Genomic DNA, 17648 nt, shown 5'->3' with positions numbered 1-17648 from the left:
CGGCTGGACCAGGCCTGCCTCCGCCAGCTCGTAGGCCTTGATCAGCAGGAAGTGCGCCGCCGTCGCCATGACGCAGAGGACCGCCATCCAGGCCATGTCCGCAGCCCCCTCGATCGGCGTCCACCAGAATGGCGCGATCAGCGTGATCGCGATCGCCCCGGCGACGCCCGTCCAGAAGAAGCTCGTCTCGGCGCTGTCGTGGCGGGCGACGAGCCGGGTCAGCAGGCCATAGATCGCGAACATGAACGCCGCGGCCAGCGGGATCAGCGCCTCGGGGCTGAACACCCGCACCCCCGGCCGCAGGATCACCAGGACGCCCACGAGCCCGACCGCGATCGCCGCCCCTCGCCGCCAGCCGACGTATTCCCCGAGCACCGGGCCGGCCAGGGCGGCGACGAGCAGCGGATAGATCGCGAAGATCGCATGGGTCTCGATCAGGCCGAGCAGCACGAAGGAAAGCACGGTGACGCAGATCTCGAGAACGAGGATCACGCCGCGAAATGCCTGGAGCCACGGTTGCCGCGTCCTCGCCACCCGACGCACCCCGCCGCCGCGCAGGGCCGCGTACGTCACCGCGAAGGCCGCGAAGAACCAGAAGCGCAGCATGACCACCGTCATCACGCTGTAGTTCGACGCCAGGTGACGCGAGACGCCGTCCTGGGCGGCGAAGATCGCCGAGGCGAGGATCATCAGGGCAATGCCAAGCCTAGGGTTGTCGCCTTTCAGCGCCCCGCGCGACGGCTCGCCCGCGATTTGCCCCTGCGGACGGTCCATGATCTACCCTTTTCCGAAGCTGCGCGGAGCATAGGGACGGGACGCGGGATGCGAAAGGGGGCGGCGGAGGTCCTGATCGCCGGCGCCGGCGTCTGGGGCCTCGCCGCCGCGCTGGAATGCGCCCGCCGCGGCCTCTCGGTTCTGGTCGTCGAGGCCGCGGCGCCGGGAGCCGGGGCGAGTGGCGGCCTCGTCGGCGCCCTCTCGCCCCACGCCCCGCACCCGTGGTCGGCGCGAAAGGCGGCGCAGCGGGCCACGCTCGCCGCCGCGCCCGCCTTCTGGGCCGGGGTCGCCGCGGAGAGCGGCGTCGATCCCGGCTATGCGGTCGTCGGCCGGGCCATCCCCCTCGCCGACCCGGCCGCGCGCGACCGCGCCGAAGCCGCCGCCGCTGCGGCCGCCCGCCACTGGGCGCCGGACACATGGCGGCTCGCCGCTGCGGATTCCCTGCCCGGATGGCTTGCGCCGGCCGCGGCCCCGCATGGGCTCGTCCTCGAAACCCTCAGCGCCCGCATCGTCCCGCGACGCGCCGTCGCCGCTTTCGCCGCCGCGCTCGCGGCCCGTGGCGTCGAGATCGTCCCCGACTGGCCGGTCACCGCCGTGGAGGACGGCGCGCTCCGCTCCGGCTCCCGCCGCTTGTCCGCGCGCCTCGTCGTCCTTGCGACCGGCGCGGGCACGCGCGCCCTCGTTCCCGATCTGCCCCTCGCCGCCGTCAAGGGCCAGGCCGCGCTCGTCGCCGCCGCGGCCCCGCCGGGCGCGCCGCTCATCGGCGCCGGCGACCTCTGGATCGTGCCCCGGCCCGACGGCGTCGCCGTCGGCGCCACCGCCGAGCCCGAATGGACCGACCCGGCCGCAACCGACCCCCGGCTCGATGCGCTCGTCGCCCGCGCCCGCGCCCTTTGCCCGGCGCTGGCCGATGCGCCGATCGTCGAGCGCTGGGCCGGGCTGCGCCCGCGCGGCGCCCGCCCCGACCCGTTGATCGCGCGCGTTTCCCCGCGCGTTCTGGTCGCCACGGGCGGTTTCCGCACCGGGCTCGCCACCGCCCCGCAGGCCGGCGCGCTCGTCGCCGCGATCGCCGCCGGCGAGACGCCCGACCTCCCGCCCGGCTGGTCCCTCGCGGAGCACCGGGCAACCGCCGCCAAATCTCGCTAGCGGCGCCACATCTGGCGCCTCGTCCTCGGACGCCCTCCCAAATACGGTAGAACCCCCTTGACACCCGGGGCCCCCTCGCCAAGGATCCCGATCCGACACCCGCGAAAGGCCGCGCCGTGCAGTTCACCCGCCTCCGCCTCGCCGGCTTCAAGAGCTTCGTCGATCCGACAGAACTCGTGATCAACACCGGCCTCACCGGCGTCGTCGGCCCGAACGGCTGCGGCAAGTCGAACCTCCTCGAAGCGGTCCGCTGGGCCATGGGCGAAAGCCGGCCGACCGCGATGCGCGGCGACGGGATGGAAGACGTCATCTTCGCCGGCTCCTCGACGCGGCCCGCCCGCGGCCACGCCGAGGTCACGCTGACCATCGACAACCGCGACCGCGTCGCGCCCGCCGGCTTCAACGACGCCGACACGCTGGAGATCACCCGCCGCATCACCCGCGACGCCGGTTCGGTGTTCCGCGTCAACGGCCGCGAAGCCCGCGCCCGCGACGTCGCCATGCTGTTCGCCGACGCCTCGACCGGAGCCCAGTCGCCGGCCCTCGTGCGCCAGGGCCAGATCTCCGAGCTGATCAACGCAAGGCCGAAGGCGCGCCGTCGCGTGCTCGAGGAGGCCGCCGGCATTGCCGGCCTGCACCAGCGTCGCCACGAGGCGGAGCTGAAGCTGCGGGCGGCGGAGGCCAATCTCGGCCGGGTCGGCGACGTGCTGGAGGCGCTGGAAGCGCAGATCTCCGCCCTCGCCCGCCAGGCGAGGACCGCGGCGCGCTATCGCGAAATCGCCGAGGCGCTGCGGCGCGCCGAGGGGCTGGCGCTCTGGCGGCTCTGGCGCGACGCCGAGGACGAGCGCGCCGTCGCCGCCACGGCGCTGACCGAAACCGTCCGCGCCGCCGCCGCGACGACCGCGGAGGCCTCCGAGGCCAGCCGCGCCCGCGCGGCCGCCGAGGAAGCCGTTCCCCCCGCCCGCGAGGAGGACACGGTCGCCGCCGCCGTCCTGCAGCGCGCCACCATCGAACGCGAGCGGCTCGACGCCGCCATGGCGGAGGCCGAGCGCCGCATCGCCGAACTGAAGGCGGCGCTCGCCCAGATCGAGACCGACCGCGAGCGCGAGGCCGCGCTCGACCGCGACGCGCACGAGATGGACGCCCGCCTCGCCGCAGAGCGCGTCGAGCTTGAGGCCGCCGGCGAGGGCCACGAGGCGGCGCTGGCCGCCGCCCGCATGGAGGCCGAGCGCGCCGCGGCGGCGCTGAGGATGGTCGAGGCGGCGTTCGACGCCGCCGCCGAATCCGCCGCCCGCCTCGCCGCCGAGCACCAGGCGGCGACGGCCCGGCAAGTCGAGGCCCGGAAGCGCGAGGCCGAGGCCGCGCGCGCCCTGCAATCCGCCGATGCCGCCCTCGCCTCCGCCGAAGCCGAGATGACCCGCAGCGGCGAGGCCCGCGCCGCGGCGGCGACCGCCAGCGAGACGGCGGCGGGCCGGGCCGAAGCCGCCGAGACGGCGCTCGCGGGAGCGGAGGCCGCCGCCTTCGCCGCCCGCGCCGCCGACACTGCCGCCCAGTCCGCCCGCGCCGCGGCCGAGGGCGCGCTCAAGGCGCTGGCGGCCGAGACCGCCGGCCTCGAACGGTCGCTCGCCCGCCCGAAGGGCGCGGCCTCGCCGGTCATCGACGCGCTGCGGGTCGCGCCCGGCTGCGAGGCGGCGCTCGGCGCGGCGCTGGCGGACGACCTCGCCCAGCCCGCCGTCGGCGCCGCGGCCGCCACTGGCTGGCTCGCCCTCGACGCGCTGGAGCCGGCGCCCCTGCCCGAAGGCGCGGCGCCGCTCGCCGCCCACGTCTCGGCCCCGCCCGAGCTGGCGCGTCGTCTCGCCGCCATCGGCCTCGTCGACCGCGCCGACGGTCCCCGCCTGCAAGCCCTCCTCGCCCCCGGTCAGCGCCTCGTCAGCCGCGAGGGCGACCTCTGGCGCTGGGACGGGCTCCGTCTCGCCGCCGGGGCCGCCTCCGGGGCCGCCGCGGAGCGCCTGCGCCAGCAGAACCGCCTGGCCGAGCTGCGCCGCCAGCTTGCCGAGGCCGAGGCCGCCGCCGCCGGCGCCGCGCAGACCGCCGCCGCCGCCGCCGCCGACCTGTCGCGGACCGCGACGGCCGAGCAGTCGGCCCGGGCCGCCCGCCGCGCCGCCGAGACGGCGCTCGCCGAGGCCACCCGCGCGCTGACCCGCGCCGAGGCCGCCGCCGAGCAGGCGCGCGCCCGCGCCGAAGGGCTTCGCTCCGGCCGCCGCCGTCGCGCGGAGGAGGCCGAGGCGGCGGCGCAGGCCCGGGCTGCGACGGACCGCGCCTGCGCCGAACTGGCCGACCCGTCGGAGGCGCGGGGCCGGGTCGACGCCGAGCGGCTCAAGGTCGAGGCCGCCCGCATCGCCATGATGACCCGACGCGCCGCCGCCGAGGAGCTCGACCGCGCCGGGGCCGCCCGGGCGAAGCGCCTGACCGACATCGCCCGCGAGACCGAGGGCTGGCGCACCCGCCGCGCCAATGCCGCCGACCGCCTCGCGACGCTCGACCGCCGCGCCGCCGAGACCGGCGCGGCGCTCGCCACCGCGCGCGAGGAGCCGGGGGCGCTAGCGGTCCGCCGCGCCGGCATCGCCGAGACGCTCGCCGACGCAGAGGCGCGCCGCCGCCGCGCGTCCGACACGCTGGCGCTGGCCGAGACGGCGCTCAAGGAGCGCGACGCCGCGCTTCGCGCCGCCGAGAAGGCCGCCGCCGAGGCCGGCGCGGCCCGCGCCCGCGCCGAGGCCGTCGCCGAAGCCGCCGAGACCCGCGCCGTCGCCGCGGTCGATCGGGTACGGGCCGAGGCGGAAGTCGAGCCCGCCGACCTGCTCGCCCGCTTCCAGGCCGACCCCGACCGCGTCCCCGCCGCCGCCGATCTCGACGCGGAGGCCCAGCGCCTGCGGCGCGCCCGCGACGGTCTCGGCGCCGTGAACCTCCGCGCCGAGGAGGACGCCCGCGCCGTGCAGACCGAGTTCGACACGCTGTCCGCGGAGCGCACCGAGATCGAGGAGGCGATCCGCAAGCTCCGGCAGGGCATCGCCAATCTCAACCGCGAGGGACGCGGACGTCTCCTCGCGGCGTTCGAGGAGGTGAACCGCAACTTCGCCATCCTCTTCAAGCGCCTGTTCGGCGGCGGCGAGGCCACGCTGACGCTGGTCGAATCGGACGATCCGCTGGAGGCGGGGCTGGAGATCATGTGCCAGCCTCCGGGCAAGAAGCTCGCGACTCTCTCGCTCCTGTCGGGCGGCGAGCAGACTCTGACGGCGCTGTCGCTGATCTTCGCGGTCTTTCTGGCCAACCCCTCGCCGATCTGCGTGCTCGACGAGGTGGACGCGCCCCTTGACGACGCCAATGTCGGCCGCTTCTGCGACATGATGGACGAGATGACCGGACGCACCGCGACGCGCTTCCTCGTCATCACCCACCACGCCGTCACCATGTCGCGCATGGACCGCCTGTTCGGCGTCACCATGGCCGAACCCGGCGTCAGCCAGCTCGTCTCCGTCGACCTCGCGGGCGCGGAACGGCTGGTGGACACGGCGGCCTGAGCGCCTCGGGCCGGCGACGGTCCGGCGAAATCAACGGCTTGGCCGATGCCGGAAGGCGGACGCAGGCGGCGGCGCCTCTCTCACGGGGCTGGCCCACCGACTGCGGCCGGCTATATAGGAGGAACCACGACGCGCGCCCGGGAGTTTCCGAGGCGCACAGCAGCGAGGAAACGACATGGCCTTCGAGCTTCCCGATCTCCCCTACCCGCACGACGCGCTGGCTGCCTCGGGCATGTCCCGGGAGACCCTAGAGTTCCACCACGACATCCACCACAAGGCCTATGTCGACAACGGCAACAAGCTGATCGCCGGCACCGAGTGGGAGGGCAAGCCGGTCGAGGAGGTCATCCGCGGCACCTACCAGAAGGGCGCGATCGCCCAGAACGGCATCTTCAACAACGCCTCCCAGCACTGGAACCACTGCCAGTTCTGGGAATGGATGACCCCGAAGCCGACCGCGATGCCCGGCGCGCTGGAAAAGGCGCTGACCGGGAGCTTCGGCTCGGTCGACAAGTTCAAGGAGGAGTTCGCCGCCGCGGGCGCCGGCCAGTTCGGCTCCGGCTGGGCCTGGCTCGTCAAGGAGGGCGGCGCGCTCAAGGTGACCAAGACCGAAAACGGCGTGAACCCGCTCTGCTTCGGCCAGACCGCGCTTCTCGGCGTCGACGTCTGGGAGCACTCCTACTACATCGACTTCCGCAACAAGCGGCCCGCCTACCTCACCAACTTCCTCGACAAGCTGGTGAACTGGGAAGCGGTCGCCGCCGGTCTCTGACGCGCCTCCGGGGCGGGGCCGCCGGTCCCGCCCTCACTGCGCCCATTCCCGGTCGCCGGTGAAGACGATGGTCAGCCAGCGATCCGTCTCCGCGCCGCCGATCATCCCGCCGACCTCGTCCCGGATCGCGTCCCAGTACTCGATGGGCCGCGCCGGCCCGTTCGCCGGCACGATGAAATAGAGCTCGATCAGCCGCGCCCGCCCCACCCGCGCCGCATAGGCGCGGTGGGCGGCGAGCCCGTGGCGCGCGACGACCGTTCGGGCGACCTCGTCGATCTGCGCCATCAGCGCCGGCGGCGTCACCAGCAGGATGTCCGCCAGCGCCCGGCGCAGGATCGACACCGGAATGGGGATGATCACGAGGCAGACCAGAGCCAGCGCCGCCGGATCGACGTAAGGCCCGATCCAGGCCCAATCCGTGCCCTCCGCCGCCAGGCCGATACAGAAAGCCGCGAGCAGCGCCGCGCTGATCCCCCCCGACATCGCCCAGGATCGGATGTCGAGCGCCACCAGCGCCGATCGGATCCGCCGGTTCGCCCGCGTCTCCAGCACGGCCATGACCGCACAGACCGCAGCCACCGCCGCCGCATAGGCGACCGCCCAGCCGAATTCCACCTCCCGCCCGCCGAGGAGGAGGCTGCCGACGGCGTTGACGAGCGCATAGACCGAGACCCCGATCAGCAGCGTCCCGTTCAGCGCGAGCACCATCGGCTCCAGGTGCCAGACCCCCATGGAGAACCGCTCCCTCAGCCGATCCGAACCGGGCGTGTCGGCCGCGTGGGCGGCGATCAGCCGGGCGACGATCAGGGCGACGCCGCTCATGCCGGCATCGGCCAGGGCGTACATTCCGTCGAAGGTGATCGCATAGGAGCCGGCGAGCAGACCGAACAGGATGCCGAGGCTCGCCACCCCGATCGTCACCAGGATCGAGACGCGCAGAATCCCCTGCTCCGACCGCATTTCGATCCCTCCCCTTGCGCCCCCCGCGATCGGATGGGGCGGCGCAGCTATAGCCGGCCTCGCCGCCCGAGGCGAGCGCGCGGCCCGCCCCCGCCGGGGCTGTCCCAAACGTGACGATGGCCCTGCCGCGTCCGCGTGCTATATTCAGGGACAGGGAGGCCGCGGCCTCGGCGTCGCAGGCCTGCCGACAGAAGTCGGAGGAAGCCATGACCCAGACCATTGGCAATCCGCTCTCCTGGAGCGTGGACGCGATGCGCGGCGCCGGACGCCATGTAGAGGCGGCCGCGGAGGCGCTCGGCAGTCACGACATGACCGCCCCGAGGGTTCGACGCCTGACCTACGCAGACCTCCGGATCGCGCTGCGCAAGGGCGTCGAGGACTTCACCGCCTGCCGCACCGACGTCATGGCCCTGTGCCTGCTCTATCCGATCATCGGTCTCTGCATCGCCTATGTCGCGCTGCGGGGCGAGTTCCTGCCTATCGCCTTCCCGCTCGTCTCCGGCTTCGCTCTGGTCGGGCCCGCCGCCGCCGTCGGGCTCTACGAGATGAGCCGCCAGCGCGAGCAGGGTCAGCAGCCCACCTGGTCGCACGCCTTCGCCGTAACCCGTTCGCCGGCCTTCGCGGCAATCTTCGCGCTCGCGCTGATGCTCGGCGTGGTGTTCTTTGTCTGGATGCTTGCGGCGCGGGGCATCTACGCCATCACCCTCGGGCCGGAAGCCCCCGCCTCCGCCAGCGCCTTCCTGCGCGACGTCTTCACGACGCCGGCGGGGTGGTCGATGATCGTGCTCGGCGTGGGAACCGGTTTTCTCTTCGCGGCGCTGGTGCTGGCGACGAGCGTGGTGTCGTTTCCGCTGCTTCTCGACCGTCTCGTGGGGCTGCCTGTGGCGGTGGTGACGTCCATCCGCGTCGCCGAGGCCAGTCCCGGCCCGGTCGCCGCCTGGGGGTTGATCGTCGCGGGGTTGCTTGCGCTCGGCTCGATCCCGGCCTTCCTCGGCCTGATCGTGGTCCTGCCGATCCTCGGCCACGCCACCTGGCACCTCTACCGGCGCGCCGTGGTCTGACGCCTACGCCGACGGGTTCGGACGAGCTGCTCGACCTCGAACGCAGCCGACGGGACGACGCGATGTGTCGGGCCGGTCAGCCCTTCCTGAGGACGCGCCGGCCGAGCAGTTCGGCGATCTGCACGGCGTTGAGCGCCGCGCCCTTGCGCAGGTTGTCGGAGACGACCCAGAGGTTCAGGCCGTTCTCGACGGTCGAATCCTGCCGGATGCGGCTGACATAGGTGGCGTATTCGCCCACGCACTCGACCGGGGTGACGTACCCGCCGGGCTCGCGCTTGTCGACGACGAGCACGCCCGGGGCCTCCCGCAGGATCTCGCGGGCCTCCTCCTCGTCGAGGAAGTCCTCGGTCTCGACGTTCACCGCCTCGGAATGGCCGACGAAGACCGGCACCCGAACGCAGGTCGCGGTGACCTTGATCGAGGGGTCCATGATCTTCTTGGTCTCGGCGACCATCTTCCATTCCTCCTTGGTCGAGCCGTCCTCCATGAAGACGTCGATATGGGGAATGACGTTGAAGGCGATCTGCTTCGGGTAGACCTTGGGCTCGACCTCCTGGCCGGGCACGTAGATGCCCTTGGTCTGGTTCCAGAGCTCGTCCATCGCCTCCTTGCCGGTGCCGGAGACGGACTGGTAGGTCGAGACGACGACGCGGGTGATGCGCGCCCGGTCGTGGATCGGCTTCAGCGCCACCACCATCTGCGCGGTCGAGCAGTTGGGGTTGGCGATGATGTTCTTGCGGGAATAGCCCGCGATCGCGTCCGGGTTCACCTCGGGCACGATCAGCGGCACCTCGGGGTCGTAGCGATAGAGCGACGAGTTGTCGATCACGACGCAGCCAGCCTTGGCGGCGACGGGCGCGTACTTCTTCGTCGCGTCCGAGCCGATCGCGAAGAAGGCGATGTCCCAGCCGGCGAAGTCGAAGGTGTCGAGGTCCTGGGTCTTCAGTGTCCTGTCGCCGAAGGAACACTCGCTGCCCAGCGACTTGCGCGAGGCGAGGGCCACGATCTCGTCGACGGGAAATTCCCGCTCGGCGAGGATGTTGAGCATTTCCCGGCCCACGTTGCCCGTGGCGCCGACGACGGCGACGCGATAACCCATCGCTTCTCTCCAGATGAACGCGCGCCGTTTGCCGCTTTTCGCGGCGAATGTAAACGCCCCGTGGTATCCTTTCGGCCGGGCGCCCGATACGTTCCGGTGACCGGCACGCGTGAAGGGACGACCTGACTTGCACAAGCTTGACGAGAGCCTCCTGTCGCCACTGCCGCCCTTCTCGCGCCTGTCGCCGGCCGAGATCCGCGAAATTCTCGATGAGGCGACGCCGGGCCGCTACCCGGAGGGGACGGCCGTCTTCGGCGAAGGGCTGCCGGCGGAACGCTTCTTCCTCCTCCTCGACGGCTTCATCCGCGTGGTGCGGACCACGCGCGAAGGCGATCAGGTGATCGCGCTCCACATCCCGCCGGGACAGCTCTTCGGCATCGCGCCGGCGCTCGGCCGCGACACCTACCCGGCGACGGCGGTCGCCGCATCCGAATCCATCGCGCTCGGCTGGCCGATCCGGCTCTGGTTCGAGTTCGCGAAGTACGACGGGTTCTCGACCGAAACGTACCGGACAGTCGGCGCCCGGCTCGGCGAGATCCACGCGCGGGTGACGGAACTCGCGACGCAGGCGGTCGAACAGCGAGTCGCCTCGGCGCTGCTGCGCATGGCCAACCAGTCGGGGCGCAAGACCGAAGCCGGGATCGAGATCGTCTTCCCGATCACCCGCAGCGACATCGCCGACATGACCGGCACGACGGTGCACACGGTCAGTCGCCTTCTCTCGGCGTGGGAGCGCGCCGGAATCGTCGCGAGCGCGCGGCGGCGCGTCGTGGTGACGGCGCCGCACCGGCTCGTCGTGCTGAGCGGCGCGGCGAAGTAGTGGGCCCCCGACCTCCCCCGAGCCCCGTCCTCGCTTGCCGAAGCGCGACGCGCGCATGCGCACGATCATTGCACTTGCGCAACGACCGGAGCCGCCGTCCGCGCGAAGTGGCGCTCACGTGCCCGTGAGAGAGGAACGCCGCCGTGTCCTGTCGGCGCCGCGGCATCTGAGGAGGAAGCACCATGTCTCAAGCAAGGAAGCGGCCGCCGACGGGGCGTCCGCCGACCGAGCGGCAAGGCGTCCGCACGACGCTCCTGGCCCTGTGCGTTCTGATGCTCGCCGCCATCGTCTGGCCGTTCGCCGTGGCGGCCCAGGAGCACGGTCACGCAACCACCCCGGCCGCTGGCGAGGCTACCCCGGCCGCTGACGAGGCGACGCCGGCCACCGCCCAGCCCGGCGTCAGCTATCACGCGCCGCTCACCTACACGCTGCGCACCGGCATCGCCGAGGGCCGCATGGTCTACCTCGGAGTCGGCGGCACGATCGACGGCATGGTGAACCCCACGATCACCGTCTACGAGGGCGAGCTCGTCCAGATCAACCTGATCAACGGCGAGGGCGCCGAGCACGACGTCTTCATCGACCAGTACAACGTCCGCTCGTCGAAGGTGATCGGCAGGAACGCCTCCTCGACCTTCTCCTTCCTGGCGAACAAGCCGGGCGAGTTCGCCTATTTCTGCACCATCGCCGGCCACCGGCAGGCGGGCATGGAGGGGCTGATCCAGGTCATCGCCGGCTCGCGCGAGGACGCCGCCTCCGACGCGGCCGACATCGTGCGCGACCCCGGCGACCTGCCCTCGCCCATCGGGCCGCGCCAGCCGGAGGTGGTCAAGGTTCTGCTCGAGACCATCGAACTGGAGGGCAAGCTCGACAACGGCACGACCTACGAGTACTGGACCTTCAACGGCAAGGTTCCGGGTCCGCTGCTCCGCGTCCGCGTCGGCGACACCGTCGAGGTGACGCTCAAGAACCCGGCGGACAGCGTGATGATGCATTCCGTCGACTTCCACGCCGCGACTGGCCCCGGCGGCGGCGCCCACGCCACCCAGACCGAGCCGGGGGCGGAATACGTCGTCACCTTCAAGGCGCTCAAGCCCGGCGTCTACGTCTATCACTGCGCCACGCCGAGCGTCGCTCACCACATCACCAACGGCATGTACGGCCTGATCGTGGTCGAGCCCGAGGGCGGTCTGCCGCAGGTGGACAGGGAGTTCTACGTGATGCAGGGCGAGCTCTACACCGTCGATCCCTTCGGAACGCATGGCTTGATGGAGATGGACTACGACAAGCTGATCTCGGAGAATCCGGAATACTTCATCTTCAACGGCGCGGTGGAGGCCCTTACCAAGCGGCATCCGCTCTACGCCAACGTCGGTGAGACCGTCCGCATCTACTTCGGCGTCGGTGGTCCGAACTTCACCTCCTCGTTCCACGTGATCGGAGAGATCTTCGACAACGTCTACCCGTTCGCGAGCATCACCTCGCCGCCGCTGACCAACGTGCAGACGATCACGGTGCCGCCGGGCGGCGCGACGGTCGCCGACTTCAAGATCGACCGTGCGGGAACCTACGTCCTCGTCGACCACGCGCTTTCGCGCGCCGAGCGCGGCCTCGCGGGTTACCTGGTCGTCGAAGGCCCCGAGAACGACGAGATCATGCACACCGGCACGGCCGAGCAGGGCCCCAGGAACTGAGCCGTCCGACCGAAGCGAGAAGGCCCGGCGCGCTTGCGCCGGGCCTTCTTGCTTCCCGCCGGCGGTTCATGCGGCTCCCGTAGAGGCGGCTCGCGTCAACCGCCCGCAAGGAATTGGCAATCCCGGTTCCAACCGGGAGTTTTCCCTGCGTCTCCAAAGGGATGATCGTCGCGCCGAGGCACGGACCGATCCCGCCGGAAGTCCTGTCAGGAGTCGGTTTCGCCCTTCGCGGCCGCCCGGAGCTCGGCCCGGAAGGCGGATTCGTCGAGCCGGTACTCAAGGCAGGCGTCGACCACCGTATGGAAGGGCGCGATCGGACAACCGACGCAGGCCATGCGCCGCCGAAGGAACGGCTCCGCCGCGGCGGGCCAGGCACGGAAGAGTTCCGCGAGCGGCAGGTCCGGATCGTCGATGTCGACGGACATGAGTGTCTCCTGGCATCCGCCGCAGCCTGCGCCGCCTGATCCCTGCCTTCTTTGCGCTTCCACAACGTTTTGCGCCCACGCGGGCGGTAGGGCCGAAGGACACCCACTACGGCAAGGAAGGGGACGCATGTCCGAGATCCTCACCAAGGCACGGGCGCGCAACGTCTTCTACGGCGGCTCACTGTTCTTCGCCGGCGTGTTCGCGCTGATGACCTGGCACAGCCACCACTACATCGTCACCAAGTCGACGGCCGCCCTTCCCCTGACGCCCGAGGTCGCGCTCGGCAAGCATGTCTGGGAGCGCAACAGCTGCATCAACTGCCACACGCTGCACGGCGAGGGCGCCTATTTCGCGCCCGAGCTCGGCAACGTGACGACGCGCTGGGGCGTCTATGACGACCCCGAGACGGCCTTCGAGGTGATGAAGGGCTGGCTCGAATCGCAGCCCTCCGGCGTCGAGGGTCGCCGGCAGATGCCCAACTTCGCGCTCTCCGACGAGGAGATCCGCGCGCTGTCGGAGTTCCTCCGCTGGGCGGACCACAACGACACGCAGAACTGGCCGCCGAACGACGCGGGCTGAGAGGGAAGAGATGAAGTACCAGTCCCAGAGAGTCGCGCTCGCCTACTTCTACGTGGCGATGGCGCTGTTCGCGATCCAGGTGCTCGGCGGGCTCCTCGCCGGTTGGATCTACGTCTCGCCCAACACGCTCAGCGAGATCCTGCCCTTCAACATCGTGCGGATGATCCACACCAACGCGCTGGTCGTCTGGCTGTTGCTCGGGTTCTTCGGAGGAACCTACTACCTGCTGCCGGAGGAGGCCGAGCGCGAGCTGTTCTCGGTGAAGCTCGCCTATCTCCAGCTCGCCATCCTCGTCGTCGGCACGCTGGGCGCGGTCGGAAGCTATCTCGTCGGCATCCACGGCGGCCGCGAGTTCCTCGAGCAGCCCCTGTGGGTGAAGTTCGGCATCCTCGTCGCGGCGCTGATCTTCCTCGCCAACGTCTCGCTGACCGCGCTGGCGGGCCGCAAGACCGCGATCACCAACATCCTGCTGCTCGGGCTGTGGCTCCTGTCGCTGCTCTGGATCTTCGCCTTCATCAACCCCGACAACCTGGCGCTCGACAAGATGTACTGGTGGTTCGTCGTCCATCTCTGGGTCGAAGCGACCTGGGAGCTGGTGATGGCGGCGATCCTCGGCTACCTGATGCTGAAGCTCACCGGCGTCGATCGCGAGGTGATCGAGAAATGGCTCTACGTCATCGTCTCGACGGCGCTGTTCTCCGGCATCCTCGGCACCGGGCACCACTATCTCTGGATCGGCACGCCGAGCTACTGGCAGTGGACGGGCTCGATCTTCTCGGCCTTCGAGGTGGCGCCGTTCTTCGCGATGATGAGCTTCGCCTTCATCATGGTCTGGAAGGGGCGCAAGAACCATCCGAACAAGGCGGCGCTGCTCTGGTCGCTCGGCTGCTCGGTGGTCGCCTTCTTCGGGGCCGGGGTCTGGGGCTTCCTGCACACCTTCCACGGGGTGAACTACTACACCCACGGCACCCAGGTGACGGCCGCGCACGGGCATCTCGCCTTCTTCGGCGCCTATGTGATGCTGAACCTCGCGATGATCACCTATGCGATGCCGGTTCTGCGCGGCCGCGAGCCCTACAACCAGGTGCTCAACATGGCCTCGTTCTGGCTGATGACGAGCGGCATGGCGTTCATGACCTTCACGCTCACCTTCGCCGGCATCCTGCAAACCCATCTTCAGAGGGTGCTGGGCATGTTCTACATGGAGGTGCAGGACCAGCTCGTGCTCTTCTACGTCATGCGCTTCGGCGCCGGCCTCGCGGTGGTGATCGGCGCGCTGCTCTTCATCTACAGCCAGCTCGTCGTGCGGCGCGAGGTCGTCACGCCCGGCCCGGTCGCCGTGCCAGGGGAATGACGATGAACGCCCATGCCGCCCTCGCCGTCGCGACGCCCTACTACCACCCCGTCGCCGATGAATGCGCCGTGTTCGAGGCGGCGCACCGGCATGGCCTTCCGCTGCTGCTCAAGGGACCGACGGGCTGCGGCAAGACCCGCTTCGTGGAACACATGGCGGCCCGCCTCGGGTTGCCGCTTCATACCGTGGCCTGCCACGACGACCTTTCGGCGGCCGACCTGATCGGCCGCCATCTCCTCAAGGGCGGCGAGACCGAATGGGTCGACGGCCCGCTCACCCGCGCCGTGCGCGAGGGTGGGATCTGCTACCTCGACGAGGTGGTGGAGGCGCGCAAGGACGTGACGGTGGTGCTGCACCCCCTCACCGACGACCGGCGCCGCCTCGTCATCGACCGGACCGGCGAGGAGCTGGCGGCGCCGGCGTCCTTCATGCTGGTGGCGAGCTACAACCCCGGCTACCAGTCGATCCTGAAGAAGCTGAAGCCCTCGACCCGCCAGCGATTCGTCTCCATCGGCTTCGACTTCCCCGATCCCGTCACCGAGACCGCCGTCCTCGCCGCCGAGACCGGCCTCGACGACGGCCGCGCCGGGGCGCTGGTGCGGCTCGCCGGGCACATCCGCAAGCTCTCCGGCATGGACCTGGAGGAAGGCGTCTCGACCCGGCTGCTCGTCTATGCCGGCACGCTGATCGCCGGCGGCATGACGGTGGACCGCGCGCTGGAGGTGGCGATCATCGCGCCGCTCAGCGACGAGCCGGACGTCCAGCAGGCGCTCCGCGACCTCGCCGCCTCCGTCTACGGCTAGGAGATGCTCAACCCGCTCGACCTGCTGGAGCCCGAGGAGACGGTCGGCAACCTCTGGCACGACTGGGCGGGCCGCGACGGCGCGGGCCCCGGCCCGGGCGCCGTCGCCTTCGAGACGATGCGTCCGAGCGTGACCATCCTCTTTCGCGCGCTCGGCGGCTCGGCCGCGGCGGAGATCGTCCCGGCCCCGTCGAGCGTCCCCGGCCACCGTCGCCCGGCCGGGATCGCGGCGCGGCGCGAGACGGCCCATGTCGCCGACTTCTCCGGCGAGCGCCTCCGCCTGCCGCCGGCGATCGACGCCTTCCCGACCCGCGATCTCAACCGGGCCGCCTGGCTCTGGCTCGCCGCGCTCGCGGCATGCGTCGTGCTGCCCGCGCCCCACGACGATCCGCTGCGGGCCGACCTTGCCGAGATCGCCGCCCTCGCCGCGGCAAGCGGCGCCGTCCTCGCCCGCTGTCCGGGCCTGCGCGACGCTCATGCCGCGATGGCCGCCCATATCGCCGGCGCCCGTCGCCGTCCCCGCCTCCCGGCCGCCGAGGCGGCGGTCGAGCGCGCCGTCCTCGCCGCGCTCACCGGTCCCGGCCCGGTTCCCGCATCCGTCGCGGGGCGCGCGCCGAGCGGCTACCGGACCTGGGAGGCCGCGCCGATGCTGCTGCGCCTCTGCCAGCCCGGCAGCGCGCGCGCGCCGACGGAGGCGCAGGACGCCCCCGCGCCGAGCCTGCCGACGACGACGCGCAAGACCGGCAAGCGCGAGGACCGGGATCAGGCGAACCGCAAGGACAGCTTCATCGTTCACCGCTTCGAGGCGATCATGTCCTGGGCGGAGAGCCTGAACCTCAACCGCACCACCGACGACGATGACGCCGAGAACGCGCAGAAAGCCGCGGAGGATCAGGACCACATCACCCTGTCGGATCATGTGCGCCGCGCCGCCGCGCGGCTGCGCCTGTCGCTCGACCTCGCGCCGCAGGACGCCGACCATGAGCGGCTGTCGGCGCGATTCGCCTATCCCGAGTGGAACCACCGCGCCCGGGCGCTGATGCCCGATCATGTCCGGGTGCTGGAGGCCGAGGGAACGCCGGGGACCGACTTCACGCCGGACGCCCGCCTCGTCGCCCGCGTCCGGCGGCAGTTCGAGCCGCTGCATCCCCGCCGCGTGCGCCTCTCGCGCCAGCTCGACGGCGCCGATCTCGACCTCGACGCCGCGGTGGCGAGCCGGGTCGCGATCAGCGCCGGCGCGACGGGCTCGGATCGGGTTTGGCAGGCGTCGCGGATGGTCGCGCGCGACCTCTCGGTCGCCTTTCTCATGGACTGCTCGCGCTCGACCGAAGCGGCGGTCGGCGAGACCAGCGTGATCGACACCGCGCGTCAGGCTCTCGCCGCGCTCGCTGGCGGCGTCGAGGACGCCGGCGACCGGCTCGGGATCTGGGGCTTCTCCTCGCTGCGCCGCGACCGGGTGTTCCTGACCCGCGCCAAGGCCTTCGACGAGCCCATGTCGCCGGCGGTGACGGCGCGGATCGGCGGCTTCCGGCCCGGCCACTACACCCGCCTCGGCGCCGCCATCCGCCACGCCTCTGCCATGCTGGCGGAGGAGAGCGCCGCCCGGCGGCTGCTCCTCGTCCTGACGGACGGCAAGCCGAACGACCTCGACCACTACGAGGGCGTCCACGGGATCGAGGACAGCCGCATGGCGGTCCGCGAGGCCCGCGCGCTCGGCCAGTCGGTCCACGGCGTCATCGTGGACATCGACGGGCAGGACTGGTTCGCGCGGATCTTCGGCCGCGGCGGCTTCACCCTGCTGCCGCATCCCGGCCGCCTGCCTCGGGCGCTGCCCGAGATCTACCAGACCCTGACGATGGAGACCTGACCCATGCGCCGCCTAATAGCCCTCTTCGCCCTCGTCCCGGCGCCGGTTCTCGCCGAGGCCTTCGAGCGCCCGATCCCGCAGGGAGAGACCGGCGTCGCCGCCGTTTCCTACGCCGTCGCCGCGCTCGCCCTGATCGTCACGCTCGGAACCGCGCAATGGCTGGTCCGCCGCCGATGAAACCCGGCTGGCAGCTCGTCGCCGCCATCTACCCCTTCGCCGCCGGCGCCGCGGCGGTGAACCTGTTCTTCCTGTCGCTCATCCTCAGCTGGGTGGGCGCGCCGGTGCTGACGCCGGGCCTCTCCGTTCTCGGCGGGCTCGTTCTCGGCCTGCCCGCCGCCTGGGCCTTCGCCCGGCATGTCCGGCGCCTGATGGCCCGGGCGGCCGACGCGCCGGAAGCTTGACCTCGCGCAACGACCCCGGCGAAGCGCCGCGCCACAAGCGCGGGATGCAGGATCTCGCCCGCCTCGCCGAACTCGGCCTCTTCGACACGCGCGTGCCCCGGTACACGAGCTACCCGACCGCGCCGAACTTCTCGCCCCTCGTCGGCGCAGCCGCGCAGGCGAAGTGGCTCGCCGAAGTCGATCCGGCGATCCCGGTTTCCGTCTACGTCCACATCCCCTTCTGCGAGCGCCTGTGCTGGTACTGCGCCTGCGCCACCCAGGGGACCAAGACCCTCGCGCCGGTCGCGGCCTACGTCGACGCGCTCGAGGCCGAGC

At 71.7% G+C, this 17648-nt stretch carries 16 protein-coding genes and 1 pseudogene; 13 read left to right on the top strand and 4 right to left on the bottom strand.

What is annotated here, in order from left to right; all coding sequences use genetic code 11:
* The coding region (locus KBA23_RS11180) for a DMT family transporter (protein WP_290740821.1) at positions 1–774 on the bottom strand (774 nt) is incomplete at its 3' end.
* Between the two features lie 48 nt (positions 775–822).
* Here KBA23_RS11180 and KBA23_RS11175 point away from each other — a divergent pair.
* The 3 genes from KBA23_RS11175 to KBA23_RS11165 all read left to right on the top strand — a co-directional run bounded on the left by KBA23_RS11175 (position 823) and on the right by KBA23_RS11165 (position 6270).
* The gene (locus tag KBA23_RS11175) at positions 823–1920 is read left to right on the top strand and encodes an FAD-dependent oxidoreductase (RefSeq protein WP_290740818.1); all 1098 of its coding nucleotides are present in this window, start codon (positions 823–825) and stop codon (positions 1918–1920) included.
* A 116-nt stretch (positions 1921–2036) separates the two neighbouring features.
* Positions 2037–5498 (top strand): chromosome segregation protein SMC, encoded by a 3462-nt coding sequence (gene smc, locus KBA23_RS11170; protein WP_290740815.1) that lies wholly within the window; start codon positions 2037–2039, stop codon positions 5496–5498.
* A 175-nt stretch (positions 5499–5673) separates the two neighbouring features.
* Positions 5674–6270 (top strand): superoxide dismutase, encoded by a 597-nt coding sequence (locus KBA23_RS11165; protein ID WP_290740812.1) that lies wholly within the window; start codon positions 5674–5676, stop codon positions 6268–6270.
* A gap of 33 nt (positions 6271–6303) precedes the next feature.
* Here KBA23_RS11165 and KBA23_RS11160 read toward each other — a convergent pair whose 3' ends face one another.
* Positions 6304–7230 (bottom strand): cation transporter, encoded by a 927-nt coding sequence (locus KBA23_RS11160; RefSeq protein WP_290740809.1) that lies wholly within the window; start codon positions 7228–7230, stop codon positions 6304–6306.
* 206 nt (positions 7231–7436) lie between these two features.
* On the opposite strand from KBA23_RS11160, the gene KBA23_RS11155 reads away from it, so the two are divergent.
* Positions 7437–8291 carry a DUF2189 domain-containing protein gene (locus tag KBA23_RS11155; RefSeq protein WP_290740806.1) on the top strand — a complete coding sequence of 285 codons (855 nt, stop codon included), beginning with the start codon at positions 7437–7439 and terminating at the stop codon, positions 8289–8291.
* A gap of 76 nt (positions 8292–8367) precedes the next feature.
* Here the strand turns inward: KBA23_RS11155 and KBA23_RS11150 are convergent, their stop codons facing one another.
* Complete coding sequence (locus tag KBA23_RS11150; protein ID WP_290740803.1) at positions 8368–9390, bottom strand: aspartate-semialdehyde dehydrogenase; 1023 nt, start codon at positions 9388–9390, stop codon at positions 8368–8370.
* A 127-nt stretch (positions 9391–9517) separates the two neighbouring features.
* Here KBA23_RS11150 and KBA23_RS11145 point away from each other — a divergent pair, with 127 nt between their 5' ends.
* Together KBA23_RS11145 and nirK are read left to right on the top strand one after the other, a co-directional pair.
* Positions 9518–10210, top strand: a complete 693-nt coding sequence (locus tag KBA23_RS11145; RefSeq protein ID WP_290740800.1) for a Crp/Fnr family transcriptional regulator — start codon at positions 9518–9520, stop codon at positions 10208–10210.
* A 182-nt stretch (positions 10211–10392) separates the two neighbouring features.
* Complete coding sequence (nirK, locus tag KBA23_RS11140) at positions 10393–11904, top strand: copper-containing nitrite reductase (protein ID WP_290740797.1); 1512 nt, start codon at positions 10393–10395, stop codon at positions 11902–11904.
* Between the two features lie 206 nt (positions 11905–12110).
* On the opposite strand, the gene KBA23_RS11135 is transcribed toward nirK, so the two are convergent.
* Positions 12111–12329 carry a DUF1858 domain-containing protein gene (locus KBA23_RS11135; RefSeq protein WP_290740794.1) on the bottom strand — a complete coding sequence of 73 codons (219 nt, stop codon included), beginning with the start codon at positions 12327–12329 and terminating at the stop codon, positions 12111–12113.
* A 127-nt stretch (positions 12330–12456) separates the two neighbouring features.
* On the opposite strand from KBA23_RS11135, the gene KBA23_RS11130 reads away from it, so the two are divergent.
* From KBA23_RS11130 to KBA23_RS11100, 7 genes and pseudogenes are all read left to right on the top strand, one after another.
* On the top strand, positions 12457–12909 hold the full coding sequence (locus KBA23_RS11130; protein ID WP_290740791.1) for a cytochrome c: 453 nt from the start codon (positions 12457–12459) through the stop codon (positions 12907–12909).
* A 10-nt stretch (positions 12910–12919) separates the two neighbouring features.
* Positions 12920–14263, top strand: a complete 1344-nt coding sequence (locus KBA23_RS11125; protein WP_290740788.1) for a cbb3-type cytochrome c oxidase subunit I — start codon at positions 12920–12922, stop codon at positions 14261–14263.
* 2 nt (positions 14264–14265) lie between these two features.
* Positions 14266–15066 carry a CbbQ/NirQ/NorQ/GpvN family protein gene (locus KBA23_RS11120; protein WP_290740785.1) on the top strand — a complete coding sequence of 267 codons (801 nt, stop codon included), beginning with the start codon at positions 14266–14268 and terminating at the stop codon, positions 15064–15066.
* 3 nt (positions 15067–15069) lie between these two features.
* A complete protein-coding gene (locus KBA23_RS11115; protein ID WP_290740782.1) occupies positions 15070–16932 on the top strand; it encodes a VWA domain-containing protein in 1863 nt (620 codons plus the stop codon).
* A gap of 3 nt (positions 16933–16935) precedes the next feature.
* Positions 16936–17109 carry a hypothetical protein gene (locus KBA23_RS11110; protein WP_290740779.1) on the top strand — a complete coding sequence of 58 codons (174 nt, stop codon included), beginning with the start codon at positions 16936–16938 and terminating at the stop codon, positions 17107–17109.
* A complete protein-coding gene (locus KBA23_RS11105) occupies positions 17088–17333 on the top strand; it encodes an NnrT protein (protein ID WP_290740777.1) in 246 nt (81 codons plus the stop codon). The genes KBA23_RS11110 and KBA23_RS11105 overlap by 22 nt, the downstream gene beginning before the upstream one ends.
* 44 nt (positions 17334–17377) lie before the next feature.
* Positions 17378–17648: pseudogene (locus tag KBA23_RS11100) on the top strand (coproporphyrinogen III oxidase); the annotation flags it as partial.

Origin of the sequence: Amaricoccus sp. (assembly GCF_017995835.1) — a bacterium.
GTDB lineage: Bacteria > Pseudomonadota > Alphaproteobacteria > Rhodobacterales > Rhodobacteraceae > Amaricoccus.
The sequence above is the reverse complement of the archived record's forward strand: the minus strand, read 5'-3'. Positions and strand labels throughout refer to the sequence as shown.